General features: G+C 67.0%; 24 protein-coding genes. 14 read left to right on the top strand and 10 right to left on the bottom strand.

Annotation, left to right across the window (positions count from 1 at the left end; genetic code table 11):
* Positions 1–62: 62 nt before the first annotated feature.
* From ubiG to MVF76_RS02460, 9 genes are all read left to right on the top strand, one after another.
* On the top strand, positions 63–770 hold the full coding sequence (ubiG, locus tag MVF76_RS02500; protein WP_297527207.1) for a bifunctional 2-polyprenyl-6-hydroxyphenol methylase/3-demethylubiquinol 3-O-methyltransferase UbiG: 708 nt from the start codon (positions 63–65) through the stop codon (positions 768–770).
* A gap of 4 nt (positions 771–774) precedes the next feature.
* Positions 775–1440: a phosphoglycolate phosphatase gene (gene gph / locus MVF76_RS02495; protein WP_297527206.1), complete on the top strand. Its 666-nt coding sequence runs from the start codon at positions 775–777 to the stop codon at positions 1438–1440.
* A 23-nt stretch (positions 1441–1463) separates the two neighbouring features.
* The gene (gene rmuC, locus MVF76_RS02490; RefSeq protein ID WP_297527205.1) at positions 1464–2768 is read left to right on the top strand and encodes a DNA recombination protein RmuC; all 1305 of its coding nucleotides are present in this window, start codon (positions 1464–1466) and stop codon (positions 2766–2768) included.
* Complete coding sequence (hpnC, locus tag MVF76_RS02485; protein WP_297527204.1) at positions 2765–3622, top strand: squalene synthase HpnC; 858 nt, start codon at positions 2765–2767, stop codon at positions 3620–3622. Before rmuC ends, hpnC begins: the two co-directional genes overlap by 4 nt.
* A 49-nt stretch (positions 3623–3671) precedes the next feature.
* Complete coding sequence (hpnD, locus tag MVF76_RS02480; RefSeq protein WP_297527203.1) at positions 3672–4553, top strand: presqualene diphosphate synthase HpnD; 882 nt, start codon at positions 3672–3674, stop codon at positions 4551–4553.
* Between the two features lie 22 nt (positions 4554–4575).
* A complete protein-coding gene (gene hpnE / locus MVF76_RS02475; RefSeq protein WP_297527202.1) occupies positions 4576–5889 on the top strand; it encodes a hydroxysqualene dehydroxylase HpnE in 1314 nt (437 codons plus the stop codon).
* A 164-nt stretch (positions 5890–6053) separates the two neighbouring features.
* Positions 6054–7322: an HD-GYP domain-containing protein gene (locus MVF76_RS02470; protein ID WP_297527201.1), complete on the top strand. Its 1269-nt coding sequence runs from the start codon at positions 6054–6056 to the stop codon at positions 7320–7322.
* Positions 7319–8629, top strand: a complete 1311-nt coding sequence (locus MVF76_RS02465) for a putative bifunctional diguanylate cyclase/phosphodiesterase (RefSeq protein ID WP_297527200.1) — start codon at positions 7319–7321, stop codon at positions 8627–8629. The genes MVF76_RS02470 and MVF76_RS02465 overlap by 4 nt, the downstream gene beginning before the upstream one ends.
* 77 nt (positions 8630–8706) lie before the next feature.
* Positions 8707–9468, top strand: a complete 762-nt coding sequence (locus MVF76_RS02460) for a YciK family oxidoreductase (RefSeq protein ID WP_297527199.1) — start codon at positions 8707–8709, stop codon at positions 9466–9468.
* Positions 9469–9677: 209 nt separating this feature from the next.
* Here the strand turns inward: MVF76_RS02460 and MVF76_RS02455 are convergent, their stop codons facing one another.
* Complete coding sequence (locus MVF76_RS02455) at positions 9678–10721, bottom strand: thioredoxin family protein (protein ID WP_297527198.1); 1044 nt, start codon at positions 10719–10721, stop codon at positions 9678–9680.
* 306 nt (positions 10722–11027) lie between these two features.
* On the opposite strand from MVF76_RS02455, the gene MVF76_RS02450 reads away from it, so the two are divergent.
* The gene (locus MVF76_RS02450; protein ID WP_297527197.1) at positions 11028–11933 is read left to right on the top strand and encodes a GGDEF domain-containing protein; all 906 of its coding nucleotides are present in this window, start codon (positions 11028–11030) and stop codon (positions 11931–11933) included.
* Positions 11934–11963: 30 nt separating this feature from the next.
* On the opposite strand, the gene MVF76_RS02445 is transcribed toward MVF76_RS02450, so the two are convergent.
* The 8 genes from MVF76_RS02445 to MVF76_RS02410 all read right to left on the bottom strand — a co-directional run bounded on the left by MVF76_RS02445 (position 11964) and on the right by MVF76_RS02410 (position 18606).
* Entirely contained in the window at positions 11964–12641 is a 678-nt protein-coding gene (locus tag MVF76_RS02445) for an endonuclease III domain-containing protein (protein ID WP_411293539.1), read from the bottom strand.
* Positions 12634–13449, bottom strand: a complete 816-nt coding sequence (rluB, locus tag MVF76_RS02440; RefSeq protein ID WP_297527196.1) for a 23S rRNA pseudouridine(2605) synthase RluB — start codon at positions 13447–13449, stop codon at positions 12634–12636. Before rluB ends, MVF76_RS02445 begins: the two co-directional genes overlap by 8 nt.
* A 6-nt stretch (positions 13450–13455) precedes the next feature.
* Positions 13456–14172, bottom strand: coding sequence for an SMC-Scp complex subunit ScpB (gene scpB / locus MVF76_RS02435; RefSeq protein WP_297527195.1), 717 nt, complete (start codon positions 14170–14172; stop codon positions 13456–13458).
* A gap of 14 nt (positions 14173–14186) precedes the next feature.
* On the bottom strand, positions 14187–15065 hold the full coding sequence (locus MVF76_RS02430) for a segregation and condensation protein A (protein WP_317622919.1): 879 nt from the start codon (positions 15063–15065) through the stop codon (positions 14187–14189).
* Between the two features lie 109 nt (positions 15066–15174).
* On the bottom strand, positions 15175–16392 hold the full coding sequence (locus MVF76_RS02425) for a tryptophan--tRNA ligase (protein WP_297527194.1): 1218 nt from the start codon (positions 16390–16392) through the stop codon (positions 15175–15177).
* A 47-nt stretch (positions 16393–16439) separates the two neighbouring features.
* On the bottom strand, positions 16440–17093 hold the full coding sequence (locus tag MVF76_RS02420; protein ID WP_297527193.1) for a site-2 protease family protein: 654 nt from the start codon (positions 17091–17093) through the stop codon (positions 16440–16442).
* A 39-nt stretch (positions 17094–17132) separates the two neighbouring features.
* Positions 17133–17753 (bottom strand): L-threonylcarbamoyladenylate synthase, encoded by a 621-nt coding sequence (locus MVF76_RS02415; protein ID WP_297527192.1) that lies wholly within the window; start codon positions 17751–17753, stop codon positions 17133–17135.
* Positions 17754–17766: 13 nt separating this feature from the next.
* Entirely contained in the window at positions 17767–18606 is an 840-nt protein-coding gene (locus MVF76_RS02410; RefSeq protein ID WP_297527191.1) for a PHP domain-containing protein, read from the bottom strand.
* Between the two features lie 113 nt (positions 18607–18719).
* Here MVF76_RS02410 and MVF76_RS02405 point away from each other — a divergent pair, with 113 nt between their 5' ends.
* From MVF76_RS02405 to MVF76_RS02390, 4 genes are read left to right on the top strand one after another with little or no spacing between them, the layout of a single operon-like run.
* A complete protein-coding gene (locus MVF76_RS02405; RefSeq protein WP_297527190.1) occupies positions 18720–19277 on the top strand; it encodes a septation protein A in 558 nt (185 codons plus the stop codon).
* A gap of 2 nt (positions 19278–19279) precedes the next feature.
* Positions 19280–19582, top strand: coding sequence for a YciI family protein (locus tag MVF76_RS02400; protein WP_297527189.1), 303 nt, complete (start codon positions 19280–19282; stop codon positions 19580–19582).
* 17 nt (positions 19583–19599) lie between these two features.
* On the top strand, positions 19600–19851 hold the full coding sequence (locus tag MVF76_RS02395) for a BolA family protein (protein ID WP_317622921.1): 252 nt from the start codon (positions 19600–19602) through the stop codon (positions 19849–19851).
* A gap of 45 nt (positions 19852–19896) precedes the next feature.
* Positions 19897–20706 (top strand): peptidylprolyl isomerase, encoded by an 810-nt coding sequence (locus tag MVF76_RS02390; RefSeq protein ID WP_297527187.1) that lies wholly within the window; start codon positions 19897–19899, stop codon positions 20704–20706.
* Positions 20707–20742: 36 nt separating this feature from the next.
* Here MVF76_RS02390 and MVF76_RS02385 read toward each other — a convergent pair whose 3' ends face one another.
* Positions 20743–22551: a P-loop NTPase gene (locus MVF76_RS02385; protein WP_297527186.1), complete on the bottom strand. Its 1809-nt coding sequence runs from the start codon at positions 22549–22551 to the stop codon at positions 20743–20745.
* Between the last annotated feature and the right edge of the window lie 257 nt (positions 22552–22808).

Raw genomic sequence — 22808 nt, 5'->3', positions numbered from 1 at the left:
CCTCACGCCTCACTCCTGACCCCCCTACCGCCTCCCGCCCATCCCCGCTATCCTGTTCCCCCATGACCGAAGCCGCGCACAACGTTGATCCCGGCGAGATCCGCAAGTTCGAGGCCCTGGCCGCGCGCTGGTGGGATCCGGAAAGTGAATTCAAGCCGCTGCATGACATCAATCCGCTGCGGCTCGACTACATCGAGCAGCGCGCGGGACTGGCGGGCAAGCGGGTCATCGATGTCGGCTGCGGCGGTGGCCTGCTGGCCGAGGGCATGGCGGCGCGCGGCGCGCAGGTCACCGGCATCGACATGGGCGAGGCGCCGCTGTCGGTGGCGCGCCTGCATCTGCTGGAATCGGGCCTGGAAGTCGACTACCGCCAGGCCACCGCCGAGGCCATGGCCCGGGAGGCACCGGCGGCCTTCGACGTCGTCACCTGCCTGGAAATGCTGGAGCACGTGCCCGACCCGGCCTCGGTCGTCCGCGCCTGCGCGACCCTGGTGAAGCCGGGCGGACAGGTGTTCTTCTCCACCATCAACCGCAATCCCAAGTCCTACCTGTTCGCCATCGTCGGCGCCGAGTATGTGCTGAAACTGCTGCCGCGCGGCACCCATGACTACCGCAAGTTCATCCGTCCCGCGGAACTGGCGCGCTGGGCGCGCGATACCGGTCTGGAGGTCGCCGACATCACCGGCATGAGCTACAACCCCTTCACGCGCGTCTACAGCCTGGGACGGGACACCGACGTCAACTATCTGATGGCCTGCAGCCGGGATTGAACCCATGCCCCGTCCCGTTCGCGGCGTGCTGTTCGATCTGGACGGCACCCTGCTCGACACCGCCCCCGATCTTGCCGCCGCCCTCAATGCCACCCTGGTCCATCATGGCCGCCCCCCCCTGCCCTTCGAGGTCATTCGCCCGCATGTATCGCATGGCGGACGGGCACTGATCCGCCTGGGTTTCGGCCTGGAACCGGACGATGCCGGTTTTGCCGAGGTGCGTGATTTCTTTCTCGATCACTACCTGGCCCACATCGCCGATGCCACTCGCCCCTTCGAAGGCATGGAAGGCGTGATGGACGCCCTGGAACGGCATGGCCTCCCCTGGGGCGTGGTCACCAACAAGCCGGGCTGGCTGACCGAGCCCCTGATGCGGGCCCTTGGGCTGGACCAGCGTGCGGCGGCGCTGGTCAGTGGCGATACCCTGCCACAGCGCAAGCCGGACCCCGAACCCCTGCTGCATGCCTGCCGGCAACTGGGCCGGGCAGCGGAAAGCTGTGTCTATGTCGGCGATGCCCTGCGTGACATCGAGGCGGCGCGCGCGGCCGGCATGCCCGCCCTTGCCGCCCGCTTCGGCTACGTCGGCGCCGACGAGCGGCCCGAGAACTGGGGCGCGGACGCACTCGTCGATCATCCCCGCGACATTCTGGCCTTCCTCGGCCTGCCCTGAATGGTCGATGGTATGATGCCGGCATGACCGATCTCTCGTCACTGGCCCAGCAGCCCACGCTGCTCGCTGCCCTGTCGGCCGCCGGCGGCTTCCTGCTCGGAATGGCGGCCTTGTGGTTGATCGTCTCGCCGCGCCTGCGCCAGGCGCGCGAAGCCGCGCGGCAGGCCCGGAGCGAACTCGAGGCCAACCAGCGCCTGATGGCAGTGGAACGGGAGACGCGCCAGGCGGCAGAGGCGCAGTTGCGGGATGCCTTCGGCGCGCTGGCGGCGGACGCCCTCAAGCGCAACAGCAGCGAGTTTCTCAAGCTCGCCGAGGAAAACCTCAAGCGGTTCCAGGCCGAAGCGAGGAGCGAACTGGGCGAGCGCGAAAAGGCCGTGGCTTCCCTGGTCAAGCCCATCCGCGAGGCGCTGGAGCGCACCGAGCGCGAGGTGCGGCGGATGGAAAACGAGCGCCGCGAGGCCTTCGGCTCGCTGCACAAGCATCTCGAGACCATGGCCCAGTCGCATCGCCTGCTGCACAGCGAGACCCGAAACCTGGTCCAGGCCCTGCGCCGGCCCGAGGTCCGCGGCCAGTGGGGCGAGCTAACGCTCAAGCGTCTCGCCGAACTGGCCGGCATGGTCGAACACTGCGACTTCGTGGAACAGGCGCAGGTGAAGGGTGACACTGGCGCGATGCGTCCGGACATGGTGGTGCGCATGCCCGACCAGCGCGAGATCATCGTCGACGCCAAGACCTCGCTGGATGCCTATCTGGCGGCAGTCGAGGCCGGCGACGACAACGAACGCGAGACGCAGCTCGCGCGCCATGCGCGGAAGGTACGTGAGCGGGTGAAGGAGCTCTCGGCCAAGGCCTACTGGCAGCAGTTTTCGCGCTCGCCCGACTTCGTGGTGCTGTTCATTCCCGGCGACCAGTTTCTGTCCGCCGCGCTCGACAAGGACCGCACCCTGATCGAGGATGCCCTCGCCAACCGGGTGGTGATCGCCACGCCGACCAGCCTGGTCGCACTGCTCCGTGCCATCGCCTATGGCTGGCGGCAGGCGGCACTGGCCGAGAACGCCGAACGCATCCGCGAGGCCGGCGAAGATCTCTATGGTCGCCTGCAGGTGTTCGCAGAGCACCTGGCGAAACTCGGCCGCAGCCTGGACAGCAGCGTGACTGCGTACAACAAGGCGGTGGGATCCTTCGACGCTCGCCTGCTCCCCGCTGCGCGCCGCTTCACCGAGCTCGGCATCACCGCGCACAAGGAAGCCAGGAGCCCTGAACAGATAGAGCGCGCGCCACGCCAGGTGGAGAACCGCAGCCAGGCGGAAGACGCGGAAGATTCATGAACGCAGCGCAGATGCCGGCTGCACTGACCGAATGCGCTTCGCTGGCACGCACCCACTACGAGAACTTTCCCGTGGCCTCCCGGCTGCTGCCGCGCCGGTTGCGCCGCCCGCTCGCGGTCATCTACGCCTTTGCGCGCAGTGCCGACGACCTGGCCGATGAAGGCGAGCGCTCGCCGGAACAGCGGCTCGCCGCCCTCGATGCCATGGACGCGCAGCTCGACGCCATCGCCCGTGGCGACTTCCCTTCCGACGGCCTGTTCCGCCTGCTGGCGGAGGTCATCGACCGCCACAACCTGCCGGTCGCACCCTTCGCCGACCTGCTCAGTGCCTTCCGGCAGGACGTGACCCGCAGGCGTTATGCCAGCTTCGGCGAACTGATGGACTACTGCCGGCGCTCGGCCAATCCCGTCGGCCGGCTGGTGCTGGCGCTCGCAGCACGCGAGGATGACCGTTCGCTGGGCGAATCGGATGCCATCTGCAGTGCCCTGCAGCTCATCAATTTCCTGCAGGACCTCGGACAGGACTGGCACGAGCACGGGCGGATCTACATTCCGCAGGACGAGATGGCGCGCTTCGGCGTGACCGAGGCACATTTCGAGCAGCGCATCTCGGACCCCGCCATGCGCAAGCTGCTGGATTTCCAGATCGCACGAACCCGCCGCCTGCTGCGCGCGGGGGCACCGCTGGGCCGTCGCCTGGGGGGTCGGCTGGGGCTGGAGATTCGTGCCATCGTGCTGAGCGGCGAACGGGTGCTGGAACGCCTTGCCGCGCCACGCGCGGACCTGTTCGACCGACCCCGCCTCGATCGCCGCGACCGCCTGCGCATCCTGTGGCGGGCGCTGGCCGCCGCCTGAGGCCGCCGGATCCGCTATGCTTGCCTCCGGTTCCCCATCCGGCGATGCCATGGACCCCGACACCTATTGCCAACAACGCGCCGCCGCCAGCGGCTCCAGCTTCTACTACAGCTTTCGCCTGCTGCCGCCACGCCAGCGCCGCGCCATTACTGCGCTGTACGCCTTCTGCCGCGAGGTGGACGACGTGGTGGACGAATGCAGCGATGCCGGCGTGGCGCGCCGCAAGCTGGACTGGTGGCGCGACGAGCTGCTGCGGCTGGAGGCCGGCACGCCCCAGCACCCGGTGACCCGCGCCCTGCTGCCGCTGCGCGCCCACTACAACCTGCCGCTGGAATACCTCCAGGAGATCATCGACGGCATGGCCATGGACCTGAACGGCACCCGTTACGAAACCTTCAGCGACCTGGCCCTGTACTGCCATCGCGCGGCGGGCGTGGTCGGGCTGCTGTCATGCGAGATCTTCGGCTATTCCGACCGTCGCACACTCGACTATGCCGAGCGACTCGGGACCGCACTGCAACTGGTCAACATCATACGGGACGTACGCGAGGATGCGCTGCGCGGGCGCATCTATATCCCGGCCGAGGACCTGGCGCGGTTCGACGTCGATGTCCGGGACCTGCTGGCCCTGCGCGACACCCCCGAGCTGAAGCGGCTGCTGGCCTTCGAGGCGGGCCGCGCGCGCGAGCACCAGGACCAGGCCCTGGCGCGACTGCCCGAAGTGGATCGCTACCGGCAGCGCAGCGGACTGGTGATGGCCGCCATCTATCGCGCCCTGCTGGACGAGATCGAGCGCGACGGCTTCCAGGTCATGCATCACCGGGTTGCGCTCACGCCCCTGCGCAAGCTGTGGATTGCCTGGCGCACGGCGCGGGCCGAGAGACGCCGGGCACGCCGTGCCGGCCTGCCCACGGTCCTGGCCGATGACTGAGCCGGATTCGCAATCGTTGCCAGTGGCTGTGATTGGCGGCGGCTGGGCCGGCCTCTCCGCCGCCGTCACGCTTGCCCACGCCCAGGTTCCGGTCACCCTGTTCGAGGCGGGCCGCCAGCTCGGCGGCCGCGCACGCTGCGTGCCCTTCGACGACCTCCGCGTGGACAACGGCCAGCACCTGATGATCGGTGCCTACCGCGCGCTGCTGGCGCTGCTGGAAACCATCGGCGTGGATCCCGCGGAAGCCCTCGAACGCCAGCCCCTTACGCTCTTCCTCCGCCGCGGCCGCCGCCGACTGCTGGACCTGCAGGCCCGCCGCCTGCCGGCGCCGCTGCATCTGGGCGCCGGCATCCTCGCCGCACGCGGCCTGACCCCCGTGGACCGGCTGCGGCTGCTGCGTTTCGCCCTGCGCCTGCAACGGGGGCAGATCCGGCTCACCCGTGACATCACGGCACAGGCCCTGCTGATCGCCGAACGGCAGAGCGGCCGTCTGCTCGCCCGGCTGTGGGCCCCGCTGTGCCTGGCAGCCATGAACACCCCGCTCAACCGGGCCTCCGCCCGCCTGTTCCTGGCCGTGCTCCAGCGCAGTCTCGCCGGTGATCGGGAAGCCGCGGACTTCCTGATTCCCCGTACCGACCTGTGCAGCCTGCTGCCGACACCGGCCTACGACTACATTGGCGCTCACGGTGGCCAGGTGCAGCTCTCCCAACGCCTGTTGCGACTCGAACCGGCCGGCGACGAGGGTTTCCGATTGCACTTCCGCAACACCGAGGTAAAGGCCCAGCGGGTGATCCTGGCCGTCAATCCCACCCTGACCCGCCGCCTGCTGGCGCCGCTGGGCCTCCCGGAACTCGCCGGCCTGGACCGGCTCACGGAGGCGCCCATCTGCACCCTTTATCTGCGCTATCCCGAAGCGGTCCGTCAGGCGAGGCCGGTGGAAGGCTGGCTGGACGGGCTCTGCCAGTGGAGTTTCGACCGCGGAGTGTGCGGTCAGCCGGGCCTGCTGGCCGTGGTGATCAGCGGCCGGGGTCCGCACCTCGAACTGGACAACGAGGCGCTGGCCGCGGCTGTCACCCGCGAACTGGCCGAGGCCCATCCGGACTGGCCGCCGCCGCAGGCGATCCGGGTGGTGCGGGAAAAACGCGCGACCTTCGAGGCTCTGCCGGGGGTCGATACCCTGCGCCCACCCAACGGGCGGGTGGCACCCGGGCTGTACCTGGCCGGTGACTTCACCCGCACCGGTTTGCCCGCCACGCTCGAGGGCGCCGTGGTCTCGGGACGCGAGGCGGCCCGGCAGGTGCTGCAGGCGACGCAGGGGCACTCGCAGGTTACCTGATCCCGCTTGTCCAGAGGCGCTTGCAGGCTGGCGCGCGACGGAATCGTCGTTACTTATATTCTTTATAACTCTGATAGTTATAATATATTCCTCACGAATGACCTCTGTCATTCCGGCCGCCCGGGTTCGCTCAAGTCCCGTGCCGACGCGCCGCTATCCACGGCATGCCCCGTGCCGAAGTCGATACCGAACGTACCGTCCGGACCCTGGTCCAGTACAAGGTCGCGGTCGAGGATCTGAAACCCGGCATGTATGTCGCCAGCCTCGATCGCCCCTGGCTGGAGTCCTCCTTCTTGTTCCAGGGCTTCACCATTCGCGACAAGTCGGACCTGGAGGCCCTGCGCGCGGAGTGCGAGTACGTCTATATCGATGTCGAGAAGGGCATCCCCGCGACCCGCTACCTGCCCGAAACCGACACGGGGCCCGCTCATGACGAGCATGCCGAGATCTTCCGCATGCCCTCGGGCCATATCAGGTACCCGGAGCAGACCCGCTTCGAGGAGGAACTGGGGCCGGCGCGCGCCGCCTACCACCACACCCTGGACGAGATCAGCAATGTGCTGGACGACCTCCGCGCCGGCCGTAAGCTGAGCGTGCCTGCGGTACGCCAATCGGTCTCCGGCATGATCGACAGCGTGATCCGCAACCCGGATGCCTTCCTCTGGCTGACCCGCCTCAAGGACAAGGACAACTACACCTATGCGCACTGTGTCGACGCCTGCAGCCTCGCCGTGGCCTTCGGCCGTCATCTCGGTTTCAATCGCCTGGAGCTGGAGAACCTGGCGGTCGGGACCCTGCTGATCGATGTCGGCAAGATGAAACTGCCCGACGAGCTGCTGCACAAGCCGGGCCGGCTCAATTCAGCCGAGGCCGCACTGTTTCGCCGTCATGTCGCCTACGGGGTGGAGATCGTCTCGGGCATGAAGGGCAGCAATACGCTGATCATCGACACCATCCTGCACCACCACGAACGTCACAACGGCAAGGGCTACCCCAACTCAGTGCCCGGCCACCAGATTCCGGTGTTCGGGCGCATTGCTGCCGTGGTCGACTGCTACGACGCCATCACGTCCGACCGGCCTTATGCCCGGGCGATCTCCTCCTACGCTGCGATCCAGAAGCTGTACGAATGGCGGGACAAGGACTTCCAGACCGACATGGTCGAACAGTTCATCCAGTGCCTGGGGGTTTTCCCGGTGGGCACCGTGGTGGAGCTGAATACCGGCGAGGTGGGCATCGTCATTGCCCAGAACCGGGTGCGGCGGCTGCGGCCCAAGGTGATGCTGGTCCTGGACAGGGACAAGGCCGCGCTGGAATCCAATCCCGTTCTGGACCTGATGCAGAACCCCACCGAAGACGGTCGCCCTGTCGAAATACGCACGGCGCTGGAACCGGGAACCTATGGCGTCGAACCGAAGGACTTCTACCTGTGAGTGTGCCGCAACCCAGACTCGCAGGTGACGCCTTCCCACCGGGAAGGGATGCACTGCTGACGGCGCTGGCGGAGTGGCTGGGCGAACCGGCGCCCACGCCCGGTGCTCTCGGTCTGGTCAACATCGAGGGCTTCCGTGCCATCAACATCGAGTTCGGCCACGAAACCGGCGACCGGGTACTGGCGGCGGTGGTGGATGCCATCCACGGCATGCTGCGGCCGAACGATCGCCTGTTTCGCATCGGGGCCGATGAATTCGCCGTCCTGCTGCGGGACGTGCGCAATCCGCGAGTTGCCGAGCTGGCGCTGGAACGCCTCGCGGCCTGCACCCGCATGAATCTCGCAGAGGACGATGGCTACGTACCGGTCCGCAGTCGGGCAGGCATGGCCCTGTTTCCGGAGCATGGCTGCAATGCGGCAGCGCTGTTGCGCCACGCCGATGCGGCACTCCACTGTGCCGTGGAGCAAACCCGGCCCTGGTGCCTCTACGACCCGCAGCGCCAGGCCGAGCAAGCGGCCTGGCTGGGCCTCAAGGGCGATCTCGAAACCGCCATCCGTGATGGTGCCCTGGCCATGCACTACCAGCCGCAGATCGACCTGCGTACCGGTCGGCTGGCCGGTGGCGAGGCGCTGACCCGCTGGCACCATCCCGACCGCGGCTTCGTGCCACCGGACATCTTCGTGCCCCTGGCCGAGCAGTGCGGGCTGATCGATGCCCTGACCTACTGGTCGCTCAACGCCGCCCTGCGCCAGTGCGGCATGTGCCGCCAGCACCTGGGCTGCGTGACCGTGGCGGTGAATCTCTCCGCGCGCATCCTGCATGCCGAGGACGTGGTACCACTGGTCAAACGCGCCATGACCATCTGGAACACCCAGCCCGGAACGCTGACACTGGAAGTCACGGAAAGCGCCATGATGGAAGATCCCGCTGCGGCCCTGAAGACCCTGCAGGAACTGACCGACATCGGCGTCACCATCGCCATCGACGACTTCGGCACCGGGCATTCCTCGCTGGCCTATCTTCGCGATCTGCCGGTGCACAAGCTCAAGATCGACAAGTCCTTCGTGCTGGACATGGCCAACAACCGGCATGACCAGTTGCTGGTGCGGTCGATCATCGATCTGGCGCACAACTTCGGTATCCGGGTCGTGGCCGAGGGCGTGGAGAACGACGCCACGCTCGCCCTCCTCCGCGAGATGGGCTGCGACTATGCCCAGGGCTACCACATCGCGCGCGCCATGCCGGCGGACGATATGCTGGCCTGGATCGGTGCCAGTCCCTGGGCCGCGGCCCGCGATCTGCCTTGACCCGTCGCCCCTGCGTCCGCATGCACGCCGGGCACGGTCGCGTATAATCCGGCTTCCACTCGCACGCGGAAGTCACCATGACCACAGCCAATGGCACCCCCGACCCCACCACCCAGCCTCTTCGTGACCGGGTGATCCTGGTCACCGGCGCCGGCGATGGCATCGGTCGCGCCACCGCACTGGCCTGTGCCCGTGCCGGGGCGACCCTGGTCCTGCTGGGCAAGACCATCCCCAAACTGGAGGCCGTCTACGACGAGATCGAATCCTGCGGCGCGCCACAGCCGGCCATCTATCCCATGAATCTGGAAGGTGCCTCGGTCAGGGACCACGAGGATCTGGCCGCAACCCTGGAGCGCGAGTTCGGCCGCCTCGACGGCCTGGTTCACAATGCCGCCATGCTGGGCCCGCTGTCGCCCATCGCCCACTACGACGTGGAAAGCTGGTTCCGGGTGCTGCAGGTAAACCTGAATGCCCCCTTCCTGCTGACCCGTGCCCTGCTCGGCCTGCTCAATGCCTCGCAGGATGCCTCGGTGGTGTTCCTGTCGGACCGTGTGGGACGCAGGGGCCGCGCCTACTGGGGCGCCTATGGCGTTTCCAAGGCCGGCATCGAGGCCCTGATGCAGATCCTGGCCGACGAACTCGAGGAAAACACCCCCATTCGCGTCAATTCCTACGCGCCCGGAGCGGTGCGCACCGGGCTGCGACGGAACGCCTATCCCGCAGAGGATCCGGACCGCAACCCCGAACCCGAAGCCGTCGTCGGACCGCTGCTGTACCTGTTGGGACCCGAGAGCCGCGGCATCACCGGCCGCCAGTTCGACATCTCCGATTTCGACTAGGCTGCCTGTCGGCTGCACGGACGCGGCGGACCTGAAACACGAAGAACGCCACGGAAGACACGGAAACCACGAAAATGGAAAGGACAGCAACCACCCCGCGCGAGCTAGCTTCCGTGGATACGGTGGATTCCGTGGCCATCCCCGCCCCCGACTGAAGGGCGAGCCAGGCACGGAATGCGATGCGCGGCTCGCGGCCGCCCCGCCAGGGCCTACTGCATCAGGTCGATGTGCACGCCCTGGGCCTCGAGCCGGTCGGCACGGGCCTGGATGAAGCGCTGGAAGCTGGGCTGCTCCCGGTAGGCGCCGGAGGCCACATAATCCATCGCGGACTGGATGTGGAAGGCCTTGAGATAGGCCTCGGCACGAAACACCTCCCGACCCGATCCGTCGAAGAACACCATTGTGGGCGCATACTGCACGCCAAGCTGGCGCGCCCATTCGCTACTGGTCGTCGGCTCGCCGGCGGGTGTCACCAGCGGTTCCTTGCCCCACATGTCCAGCACCGCGACATCGAAGCGCTCCAGCAAGGCGCGGCTCTCGGGCCGCTTCAGGATATCCATGTGCAGCTCATCGCAGGGCGAGCACTCGCGCTGCTCGAACAGCACCAGCAGGGGACGGTCTCCGTTGCGCCGGTCGAAACGATAGGGCGGCGAGAGGAAACCCGGCTCCCGGTGCAGGCGGCCGCTGGCCGCCGGCGGCGCCCGCTTCTCGAAGAAGGCCCGCAACGGTTCGTCCTTCTCGTGCCGGCCCGCGACATAGTCCAGCACCGTTTCGAACTGGTGGGGCGGATAGTAACCGTTGAGCCGCACAACGACATCGCCCTGCTCGTCTAGGAACAGCAGGGTCGGAGTGAACATGACCCGCATCTTCTCCGCAAACCGCTTTTCCGTCATGAGCTCGCCGTCGAGGTCGGTCACCTCGCGATCGCCCCACATGTTGATGGCGACGACATCGAAGTTGCCGCGGGTCTTGTCCACGATGTCACGCTGGGAAAAGTTGGTCTCCAGCAGCTTCTTGCAGTAGGGACAACCGTCCTGATAGAAGTACAGCACCAGCCGGCGTCCGGCCTCGCTCGCCTCGGCGATGTCCTCGCGCAGATCGAGGAAGGACTGCTTGAACCACTCCGGCTGCTCGTGGTAGCCGGGATTGACCATGCCGGGCTCCAGCCCATCCTCGGCCGCCGGCGGCGTCTCTGCGGACAGCGGCAGGGCGATGGAAAACAGGGCGAGCCAAAGGGGAAGCATCGACTTCATGGCCGGTCTCCGGAATCAGGCAGGCTGCTTGGGTTCATCCTCCCACGCCCTTCGTTCCCCGTAAACACCCGCCGGAACAGGGGTATCGGTGTACAGGCAGCGAAACGCCAATTTTCTGCCGGGGAACCGGAAAGGAAAAATACGCAAGTGCCCGTGACTGGCGTCGGATTTCCGTCATTATCCTGGCGCCCTGCGAGTTATGTGCCCATATCATATTGATTCCTAGCTGTATTCCCGGGTACCGGGGTGCGCTGGCATGGCGATTGCATCATGCCGACCGTGACACCGCAATCCGGGGATGCCCCCATGAGCCAGACCGCTGACAGCCTTCACAGTAACCTTCGGGAACCGGCACCACTGCCGCACGCCGACGACGCCGCCCTGCCCCAGGCGCGGCTGATGTGGCTGACCCAGGCACTGCAGACCACGCTGAACATCCCCCAACTACTGGAGCTGTTCGTGGAAGGAGCCAGTCCGCTGGTGCCGCTCGACGGCGTGGAGTTCACCGCCGCCGATGGCGAACAGGTGTTCCGCACCGGCGACCGGGCACGCCATACCTGCAGTTATACCCTGCGTCTGGAACAGGAAACCCTGGGACGCCTGTGCTTCCGTCGCCGCCGCCGGTTCAGCGAGGACGAGGCACATCTGCTCGAAAACATGATGTGCGCCCTGCTCTATCCGTTGCGCAATGCCTGCCTGTACCGGGCCGCGGTGGCCCAGGCCTCGCGGGACCCCCTGACCGGCATCGGCAACCGCGCGGCGCTGAACGATGCCCTGGCCCACGAGATCAGCATCAGCCGGCGCCATCGCACGGCGCTGTCGATGGTGGTGTTCGACATCGACCATTTCAAGCGTATCAATGACACCCATGGCCATGCTCGTGGCGACTGCGCAATCCGCGAGGTAGTCGCCGCCGCCCGCAGTTGTGCGCGGGGCTGCGACTGCCTGTTCCGTTATGGCGGCGAGGAGTTCGTGCTGCTGCTGCGCAACACCGATGCCGCCGGCGCCGCGGTGGTCGCGGAACGCGTCCGGCGCAAGGTCGAGCGACTGAAATGCGACTGCGACGGCGAGACGCTGCGACTGACGGTCAGCGCCGGTGTCGCGGAACTGAACCCGGCCGAGGAGGCCGACAAGCTGTTCGAACGCGCCGATCAGGCACTTCTGTCCGCCAAGCAGGCGGGACGCAACCGGGTCGAGGTCGCGCAGGACTGAACCCCTGCACCGGAATCCGACGACGCCGTTCTACCCTGCCAGCACCCTGTCCGCGTAACTGCAGCCGCTGCCCACCGGGCAGGCTGCACAATCGGGCCGGGGCCGGCAATGCGCCTTGGCGTGAGCCACGATCAGGGCATGGAATTCGTTGTACAGCGCCACGTCCTCGCCCAGCGCCTGCTCGCAGGCCCGCCTCAGCACCTCGTAGCCCTCGTCTCCCGAGATCAGGCCCTGGCGCGCAAACAGGCGGCGGGTATAGGCATCGATCACGAACACCGGCCGCTCGAAGGCATAGAGCAGCATGTCATCGGCAGTCTCCGGGCCGACCCCGTGCACGGCCAGCAGGGCCGCACGCAGCGCCTGTGTATCCCGTTCCCGCAACGCATCCCAGCCGCCGGCGTCCAGATACCAGGCACAGAAATGCTTCAGCCGACGGGCCTTGATGTTGAAATAGCCCGACGGCCGCAGCAGCTCGGCCAGCCGCTCGCTCGGCAGTTGCAGAATGCGTGCAGGATCCAGCGCCCCGGCACGGCGCAGGTTGTCGATGGCGCGCTCGACATGGGTCCAGGCGGTGTTCTGGGTCAGCACAGCACCGACCATGATCTCGAAGGCCGAGTCGCCTGGCCACCAGTGCTGCGGACCGTAGCGGGCGAGCAGCCGGTCATGCAGGCCGCGCAGCCGCTTCGCCGGCAGTCGCAGCTCAGTCACGGCGCCGGCCGCGCCCCCGTTGCGGCCGCCGGGGTCGGCGGGCCGGCTCGGCACGGGCCTCGCCGGCCTCGGCTGGCATGCCCACCGCATCCAGCAGGCGGGCGATACCGGTTGCATCGAGATCGCGCCATTCACCGGGGCGGAGATCGCGTGGCAGGGTGACCGGACCGTAGCGCACCCGGATCAGCCGGCTGACCCGGACCCCGATCGCCTCCCACAGCCGTCGCACCTCGCGGTTGCGGCCCTCGGCGAGCACGACATGGTACCAGTGATTGCTGCCCTGGCCGCCGGCATCGCGAATGTCGAGAAAGCGTGCCGGACCGTCCTCGAGCTCGATCCCCTCGCGCAGCTCGCGCAGTTGTTCCGGCGTGACCTCGCCATGCACCCGCACGGCGTACTCGCGCTCGATCTCCGTGGAGGGGTGCATGAGCCGGTTGGCCAGTTCCCCGTCGGTGGTGAGCAGCAACAGGCCGGCCGTATTCAGGTCCAGACGGCCCACGGTGACCCAGCGCCCGCTACGCAACCTGGGCAGGTTGGTGAAAATGGTGGGACGGCCCTCGGGATCGCGGCGGGTGCAGACTTCGCCGACCGGCTTGTGATAGAGGATGACCCGGCGCCGGCCCGTGAACCGGCGCGGCGCGCGCAGCGGCTTGTCGTCCAGCTGCACCCGGTCGCCCTCGGCCAGGGTCTGGCCCAGCTCCGCGACACGGCCGTTGACCTTCAGCCGCCCTGCCCGGATCCAGTCCTCGATTTCGCGACGGGAACCCAGGCCCCAGCGGGCCAGCACCTTCTGCAGCCTTTCGGCCATCGGGACTCAGTGCAGGACTTCGCCGCCGGCGGCATCGGCCACGGACGGTTCGCTGCGGTCTGCGGCGGTGGTCATTCCGGCGTCCACCGCAACATCGCTGTCGTCGGGCGCGGCAACGAAGTCGAGGTCGTCCGCCATGCCGATGCGCGCCACCCTCGGCTCGCCCGGCTCGAGGTCCAGCTCGGCGTTGATGCTGTCGATGTCGCGCAACGCCTGCAGCGTGGGCAGCTCGTCCAGCGACCTGAGATTGAAATAATCGAGAAATTCGCGGGTGGTGCCATACATGGCGGGCCGCCCGGGCACGTCCCGGTGACCAACCACCCGCACCCACTCCCGCTCCTGCAGGGTCTTCATGATCGAGGAGCTGACGCTGACGCCACGGATGTCCTCTATCTCCCCGCGGGTGATCGGCTGGCGATAGGCGATCAGGGCCAGCGTCTCCAGCAGGGCGCGGGAATACCGGGGCGCCTTTTCCTCCCACAACCGGGAAATCCAGGGCTCCAGTTCCGCACGCACCTGAATGCGCCAGCCGCTTGCAACCTCCTTCACCTCGATGCCGCGCGCGGCATAGTCCTCGCCCAGCGCCGCCAGCGCCTCGCGCAGCTCGCCCTTGTCCGGTGCCGCAGCCTCGGGAAACAGGGCCTGCATCTGGTCCAGGGTCAGCGGCCGGCCCGCTGCCAGCAGGGCAGCCTCGATGATGGTCTTGATGGAATGCTCACTCATGGCGCTTTTTCTGCTCAGGCCTCGGCGGCCTCGGGAGGCTCGGCATCATCACCCGGCGCGATGGTCGCCGAACCGCCGGCTGCCTTGACATGGATGGGTGCAAAGGGTTTGGCCTGGATCAGCTCCAGCAACGATTCCTTGATGAGTTCGAGAATGGCCAGGAAGGTCACCACCACGCCCATGCGCCCTTCCTCGATTCGGAACAGGCTGGTGAACTCGGTGAACTGCTCCTGACTCACTGCAGACAGTACCGCGGACATGCGTTCGCGCACCGACAAGGGCTCCATCTGGATATGGTGATGGGAAAACATCTCCGCCCGCTTCATCACTTCGCGGAAGGCCAGCAACAGCTCCTTGAGTTCGATGTCCGGCTGCTGTCGCGACTGCTGACGCTCGGGCGCCTTGGCGGTAGCGGGAAACAGGTCGCGCTGTACCCGCGGCAGGGCGTCCAGATCCTCGGCGGCCTGCTTGTAACGCTCGTATTCCTGCAGCCGCCGCACCAGTTCGGCACGCGGATCCTCTTCCTCGCCCTCGCCCTCGGTCGGTCGCGGCAGCAGCATGCGCGACTTGATCTCGGCGAGCATGGCGGCCATCACCAGATACTCGGCCGCGACCTCCAGCCGCAGCTCCTTCATCAGGGTGATGTATTCCATGTACTGCCGGGTGATCTCCGCCACCGGGATGTCGAGCACGTCGAGGTTCTGGCGGCGGATGAGATAGAGCAGCAGGTCCAGCGGCCCCTCGAAGGCCTCGAGGAAGACTTCCAGCGCGTCCGGCGGAATGTAGAGGTCCCGGGGCAGCTCGGTGACAGCCTCGCCCTGAACCATGGCGAAGGGCATCTCGACCTGTTCGGGACGCGCTGACTCGGGGGTCGGGGATGTCTCGTCGGTCATCGAACTGCTGCAGCCGAAAGCGGGTGTTGCAGCGATTGTACCCGAATCGCGGCGACATCGGGCGGCATTCCGGGGCCGGGCTCTGCGGCATCAGGATCCAAATGTAAAATCACTTGTAACTCAGACCCATTACGGCACGAACTTCCTGCAAGGTCTCACGCGCCACATCGCGTGCCTCCTCGCAACCCTCCTCGATGATGGTGCGCACCAGCGCCGGATTGTCCACATACTCCCGCGCACGCTCGCGGATGGGCTTCAGCTCCGCCTGCACGGCCTCGATGATGGGCTGCTTGCAGTCCAGGCAACCGATGCCCGCGGAGGTGCAGCCCTCGCGTACCCAGGCCTGACGCGCCTCGTCGGAGTAGACCTGGTGCAGTTGCCACACCGGGCACTTGTCGGGGTCGCCCGGATCGCTGCGTCGCACGCGCGCCGGATCGGTGGGCATGGTGCGCAGCTTCTGCGCCACCGAGTCGGGTTCCTCGCGCAGCGAGATGGTGTTACCATAGGACTTGGACATCTTCTGTCCGTCCAGCCCCGGCATCTTCGAGGCCGGGGTCAGCAGGGCCTGGGGCTCGGGCAGGATGATGCGCCCGCTGCCCTCAAGGTAACCGAACAGGCGCTCCCGGTCGCCGAGCGACAGGTTCTGCTGGTCCTCCAGCAGGGCGCGCGCGACGGCCAGCGCCTCATGGTCACCCTTCTCCTGATATTTTCGACGCAATTCATTGTAAAGACGAGCATTCTTCTTGCCCATCTTGCGGATGGCCTGCTCGGCCTTTTCCTCGAATCCGGGCTCCCGCCCATAAAGATGGTTGAAGCGGCGGGCGACCTCCCGGGTCAGTTCGACGTGGGCAACCTGGTCCTCCCCGACCGGAACGCCGGTCGCACGGTAGATGAGGATGTCGGCGCTTTGCAGCAACGGGTAACCAAGGAAGCCGTAGGTAGCGAGATCGCGTTCCTTGAGCTGCTCCTGCTGATCCTTGTAGGTGGGTACCCGCTCCAGCCAGCCCAGGGGAGTAATCATGGACAGCAACAGATGCAGTTCCGCGTGTTCGGGCACGCGGGACTGGATGAACAGCTTGGCCGCACCCGGGTTGACGCCCGCCGCCAGCCAGTCGATCACCATGTCCCAGGTATGGGCAACGATGTCGCGGGAATCCTCGTAATGGGTGGTCAGCGCATGCCAGTCGGCGACGAAGAAGAAACAGTCGTATTCGTGCTGCAACCGCAGCCAGTTCTTGAGGACCCCATGATAGTGCCCCAGATGCAGTTGCCCCGTCGGCCGCATGCCCGACAGGACGCGGCCGTTGGTCGGCACCGTACTGTTCAACGTGTTTCTCCTCCCCTGTTCGTCGTATGGCAGGGCATTCTACCGCATCAAAGCCCCATCAGCCCGTAGATGATCCGTTCCAGAAGATGGATCGGCGGCCCGATCAGCATGCCGAGCACGCCGGTGACCAGCAGGCCGAGCAGAATGAAGAAGCCGTAGGGCTCTATCCGGTTGACCTGAGCCGCGAGCGGGTTGGGCAGCAGTCCGGCAAGCACCCGGCCGCCGTCCAGGGGTGGCAAGGGCAACAGGTTGAGCACCATCAGGATCAGATTCAGGAACACCCCGATCTTGCCCATCAGCACCATGGGCACCGAGGCCCAGGGAAAGCTGTCGACCAGCAGCAGGCCGATCTTGGCCACGATGGCCCAGCCCAGCGCCATGGCGAGATTCGCCAGCGGTCCGGCCAGCGCCACGACGGCCATGTCGCGCTTGGGATTGCGCAGGTTGCGCCAGTCCACCGGCACCGGCTTGGCCCAGCCGAAGATGAAGCCGCCCATCATCATCAGCAGAACGGGGATGACGATGGTGCCCAGCGGATCGATGTGCTTCACCGGGTTGAGCGTCAGCCTTCCCAGCATCTGGGCGGTGCGGTCGCCGAAGCGCAGCGCCATCCAGCCGTGGGCAACCTCGTGCACGGTAATGGCGAACAGCAGCGGCAATGCCGCCACGGCGATGTACTGGATGGTGGAGAGTTCCTGCATGGGCGTCAGTATATCGGTTCCGGTCGGTGGCTTGGGGATTCAGTCGATGCCTTCGATATGACCGCGGCCCTGACGCAGAATGCGTGGCGTGCCCTCGGTCATGTCGACCACCGTGGTCGGCTCCGGGCTGCAGGCACCGCCGGCGATCACCGCGCCCAGCTCGTGCTCCAGCTTGTCGCGGATCTCCCAGGGATCGGTCTCGGGCAGGTCCTCGCCCGGCAGGATCAGGGTGCTGCTCATGAGCGGTTCGCGCAGCATCTCCAGCAGCGCCCGGGCAATGCGATGGTCGGGTATACGAATGCCGATGGTCTTGCGCTTCGGATGCTGCAGCCGCCGCGGCACCTCGTGGGTGGCCTTGAAGATGAAGGTGAAGGGCCCGGGCGTATAGGCCTTGAGCAACCGGAACGCGCTGTTGTCGATGCGCGCGTAGTTGGCGATCTCGGACAGGTCGCGGCACACCAGGGTGAAGTTGTGGCGATCGTCGAGCTGGCGGATGCGACGGATGCGCTCCATCCCTGCCTTGTTGCCCAGCGTGCAGCCGAGCGCGTAGCTGGAATCGGTGGGATAGGCGATCACCTCGCCCGCGCGCAGCAGGTCGACGGCACGCCCGATCAGCCGCGGCTGGGGATTGTCGGGATGGATCTCGAAGAACTGGCTCATGACCGATGCCCGATCAGGCCGCGGCCCAGGCGGTCCAGACCGGCGTGCAGTCCTCCGGCAGGGACGCCAGCCGGCCGAGTTCGACCCAAGGGTGCTCGGGGCCGTGGTAGTCCGACCCGCAGGACGCCAGCAGGCCTTCGCGGCGCGCGACGCCGGCCATGTGGCTCACCTCTGCAGGCGAGTGGCTGCCGGACACCACCTCCAGCCCCTCGCCGCCGCATTCGCGGAATTCGCCGATCAGGCGGCGCAGGCGGGTGGCCGTCAGCCGGTAACGCGCCGGATGGGCGATCACCGCCACCCCGCCTGCCTCGCGGATCCAGCCCACGGCCGTCTCCATCTCGGCCCAGCGGCCGGGCACATGGCCGGGACGGCCCTGTACCAGATAGCGCTTGAACACCTGGCGCAGGTCGCGGGCATGCCCCGCCTCGACCAGGAAGTGGGCAAAGTGGGTGCGGCTGACGATGCGGCCCTGCGCCCGCGCCCGTGCCGCCTCGAAGGCGCCGTCGATGCCGGCCCTGCCCAGCCGGCGACCGATCTCCTCGGCACGCCAGTCGCGAAAGGCCAGCAGCCCGGCCAGTCCCTGGCGCAGCGCCGGCGTGCCCGGATCGACGCCCAGGCCGAGCACGTGGATGGTGTGCCCCTGCCAGCTCACCGAGATCTCCACCCCGGGGACCAGCTCGATGCCGGCCGCGTCTGCGGCGACCTGGGCCTCGGGAACTCCATCCAGGGTGTCGTGGTCAGTCAGGGCGAGGACCTCGACGCCGGCCGCTGCCGCACGCCGGACCAGTTCGGCAGGCGCCAGGCTGCCGTCCGACGCCGTGGAATGGGTATGCAGATCGTGAGTTCGAGGCATCCGGCCATTGTAACCCACTCGCCTGCCCCGATGTCCCTGCTCGCCGCAGGGGCAGGCCCGGCCGGGATCGGGTAAACTTCCGGTTCCGGAACCAACACTGTCAACAGGACCGTATGCGTCTCTTTTTCGACTTTCTGCCCATACTGCTGTTCTTCATCGTCTACAAGCTGTATGGCATCTACCCGGCGACCGCCACCGCCATCGTCGCTACCGCCGTGCTGATCGCCGGTTTCTGGCTGCGCTTCCGGCGCGTGGAAAAGGCCCATCTGCTGACCCTGGCCATCATCGTGCTGTTCGGTGGCGCCACCCTGCTGTTACATGATCCGACCTTCATCAAGTGGAAGCCCACCGTGGCCTACTGGCTGTTCGGATTGGGCTTTCTGGGCAGCCAGTTCATCGGCCGCGCCAATTTCACCGAGCGCATGATGGGGCAGGCACTGGCCGCGCCTACGGCCGTCTGGACGCGGCTCAACTACGCCTGGTCACTGTTCTTCATCGCCATGGGCGCCCTCAACCTCTATGTCGCCTACAGCTTCTCCGAGAATACCTGGGTCAACTTCAAGCTGTTCGGCAGTCTGGGACTGACCCTGCTGTTCATCCTGGCGCAGGGCTTGTATCTGGCGCGCGTTGCCGAGCAGAAGGCGACGGCCGCACCCGAGGAAGAAGCCTGAACATGCTCTACGCCATCATCTCGCGTGACCGGCCGGACAGCCTGGACCGACGCCTGGAGGCCCGGCCCGCACATCTGGCACGGCTGGAGGCCCTGCAGGCAGAGGGACGCCTGCTGCTGGCCGGCCCTCACCCGGCCATCGACGCCGAAGATCCGGGCCCGGCCGGATTCACCGGCAGCCTGGTGGTAGCGGAATTCGATTCCCTGGAGGCGGCGCGCGTCTGGGCCGATGCCGACCCTTACCGGGCCGCGGGCGTCTACCAGTCCACCGAAGTCAAACCCTTCCGCAAGGTATTTCCGAAGTGAGCGAAACACGCGTCAACATGATCCGGGAACGGCTGCAGGCCGCGCTGGCCCCGGAATCCATCGACATTCAGGACGACACCGCCAAACATGCGGGCCATGCCGGCGCGCGCGGTGGCGGCGGCCATTTCATCGTGCGCATCGTCAGCACGGCCTTTGCCGGCAAGACGCCCGTTCAGCGCCACCGCATGGTGTTCGAGGCACTGGGAGATGCCATGCAGACCGAAATCCATGCCCTGAGCATCGACGCCCGTACCCCCGACGAAACCTGAGGCCGGAGGCACGGTTCCCAATCCTTACCGAAACAAGGAAGATCCATGAAAGCACCCCTATATCTGGCCGCCACCCTGGCCCTGGTATTCACCACGGCCCTCGCCACCCCCCTGCATGCCGCCGAGGGCGACAAGGTCCGTGCCCTGGTGAACGGCAAGCCCATCACCCAGGAAATGCTGGACGTCTACCGTGCCCAGCGTGCGCGGCGCAGCCACCAGGGTCACGGACATGAAATCGACGAGCAGACCGCGCTCCAGGAACTCATCAACGTGGAACTGATGCTGCAGGACGCCGAGCGCAAGAAGCTCGACCAGCGACCCGAGGTCAAGCGCGAGCTGGACTGGCACCGGCGCGGCGTGCTGGTGAGCCTGGGCATGCGCGAATACCTCGAACAGAACCCGGTGACCGAGGCCGATCTCAAGGCCGCCTACGAAAAACGCAAGGCTGCCCACCCGGGCAAGGAATACAAGGCCCGCCACATCCTGGTGAAGAGCGAGGAGGAAGCAAAGGCCATCATCGCCGAGCTGGAGAAGGGTGCCGACTTCGCGGAACTGGCGAAGCGCAAATCCACCGGCCCCACTGGCAAGAACGGTGGCGATCTCGGCTGGTTCAGTCCCGATCAGATGGTGCCGGAATTCGGTACCGCGGTGCAGAAGCTGAAGAAGGGTGAATTCAGCCGCGCACCGGTGAAGACGCAGTTTGGCTGGCACGTCATCCTGCTCGAGGACATGCGCGAGGTGCCGCCGCCCGACTTCGAGTCCCTGAAGCCGGAGCTGCAGGCGCGCCTGCAGAATGCGCGCATCGATGCCTTTCTCAAGGGGTTGCGTGACAAGGCGAAGATCGAAATCAAGTGATGTACAGGCGGGCCTGGCGGCCGCCGGGCCCGCGCATCAGGGCCGGGACTGGCGTCCCGGCGCTGCGGTTGCTTCGCGGCTGACGGCAAACAGCACCGGCGGCCCTTCCCGGCGCAGGCGGTAGAAATCGACCCCGTCACCGGCCGACGCCTTCTCCAGACGTTCCGCCAGCCGCTCGCGGAGGCTTTGCGGCCTCTTGACGGCCAGCGGGACCTCGACCCGTTCCGAATCGTTTGCGTCCGGCAATGCCGCCGCATCCTGCCCCATCGGCAGGTAGACATGCAGGCGGGTTTCTCCGCCGGCCGGCGTTTCCAGCAGAATCCCGCCGTCGCGCGCCGCGGTGAGCCAGTAGCGCGCATCCCCACCCAGCGCATGCACCTTGCAGCCGGTGATGTCACACGCCTCGAAGACCTCTTCGACAAAGGTATCCGGCGCCGGATGCCCATCCAGGTGCAGGCTGATGCGGGAATAGCGCCCCGGAAGCAACCGGCAGCGATTGCCATCGGCGACCCTCTCGGTGCCGGAATCGACCCGCAATGGCCGGTCGGTCCTGCCCTCTGCCACCGCGCGGGTCAGCAAACGCCCCAGCACCCGCCGCAACTGGACGCTGTCGATGGGCGTGGCGCGGCGGTCACCGCGCACGGCACGCGAATGTCCCGGACCCCACGAGCCACCGGCACGGCGTTCGACCGGTGGCGGCAGGGCATCGTCCAGGCTCGCTGCTTCGGCTGTATGCCCGGAACCGGGACTGGCGGCCGTGTCAGTTGACAGGGCAGGCTCCACAAGGGGCTCGGCTTCGGGCGCGGGCTCCGTGTCCGTGGCACGGTCCTGTCGAAGCGCCGCCACTTCCGCGCGCAGGGCTTCGACGGCCGCGGCAATGGTATCCAGCCGCGCATGCACGGCATCCACGACCGGCCCGGCCTCGGGTCCCGCTTGGTTCTCGGATCCCGCTTCGGCCTCGGGCCCCGCTTCGGCGTGAACAGGCCTTCGCGCGTTCGCAGCCGCTTTCGCCGGTCGGCCATCGACGGCCGGCCCGGCATCCAGCACGGGCACCGGCACATTGGTGTAACGCCAGAAGAACTCGGCCATGTCGGTACCGGGGATCTCGTCGGCACGGGCCTCCAGGGCCTCGGCCAGCCCCTGCATCGCCCGGCTCGCCGGCCCCTCCGGTTCGCTTTCCACCACTGCACGCCGCGCCCGGATGGCCTCCGGGACCCGCTTGTCATGGGGCACGGTGCCCAGCAGCTCCAGCTCCATCTGCAGGTAGACCCGCGCGACTTCCCGGAACTTGTCGAAGGTATGCCGCCCCAGCGCACGGGTACGCGCCATGTTCACCACCACGTCCAACCGGCCCCGGTGGCGGTGCTGGCGCAACAGCTTGACCAGCGCGTAGGCGTCGGTCAGCGAAGTCGGCTCCGGGGACAGGGCCACAAGCACCTCCGGTGAGGCCAGCACCAGCTGCATCACGCCGTGGCCGATGCCGGAGGCGGTGTCGAAGATCACGTAGTCGTAGTCGTCCAGCGCGGCGAACTGGGCCTGCAGGTCGGCCAGCAGCAGAGGTTCGAGATTCGCCAGCGCTTCCACCCCGGAGGCCCCCGGCACCACGTCCAGGCCCTGACGCGCGGGGAGGATGATATCGGCCAGCCGGCATGCCCCCTCAAGCACCTGCTCCAGCGTCTGCTCGGGCTTCAGGTCCAGCAGGATGTTGGCGTTGGCCAGTCCGAGATCGGCGTCGAACAGGCACACCCGCCTGCCGCGGGCGGCCAGCGCCAGCGCCAGATTGACGCTGAGCGTGGTCTTGCCTACACCGCCCTTGCCGCTGGTGATGCTCAGAATCCGGGGCATGCGCTTGTTCTCTATGATTCCCCGTGGTTTTTCGTTTCAAGCGCCGGAAAACCGGCACTCCTCCAAGGGAATGGTAGCAGGGTCGCCCGGCACTGCAAAGCGGCCGTAAACTCCTGGTGCAATATGCGGGCTAGCTGTGATCTTCCAGTAGGTTGTTCACTCGGGGTTTACCCGGAGAATTGGAGGTGCGACCCAAACCAATGCTTCGAGGACCCCGAATGAACAGCCATAAAAATGCCCGATTAACCGTCCACGGT

The organism is Thiohalobacter sp. (assembly GCF_027000115.1).
Lineage (GTDB): Bacteria > Pseudomonadota > Gammaproteobacteria > Thiohalobacterales > Thiohalobacteraceae > JALTON01.
The sequence above is the reverse complement of the archived record's forward strand: the minus strand, read 5'-3'. Positions and strand labels throughout refer to the sequence as shown.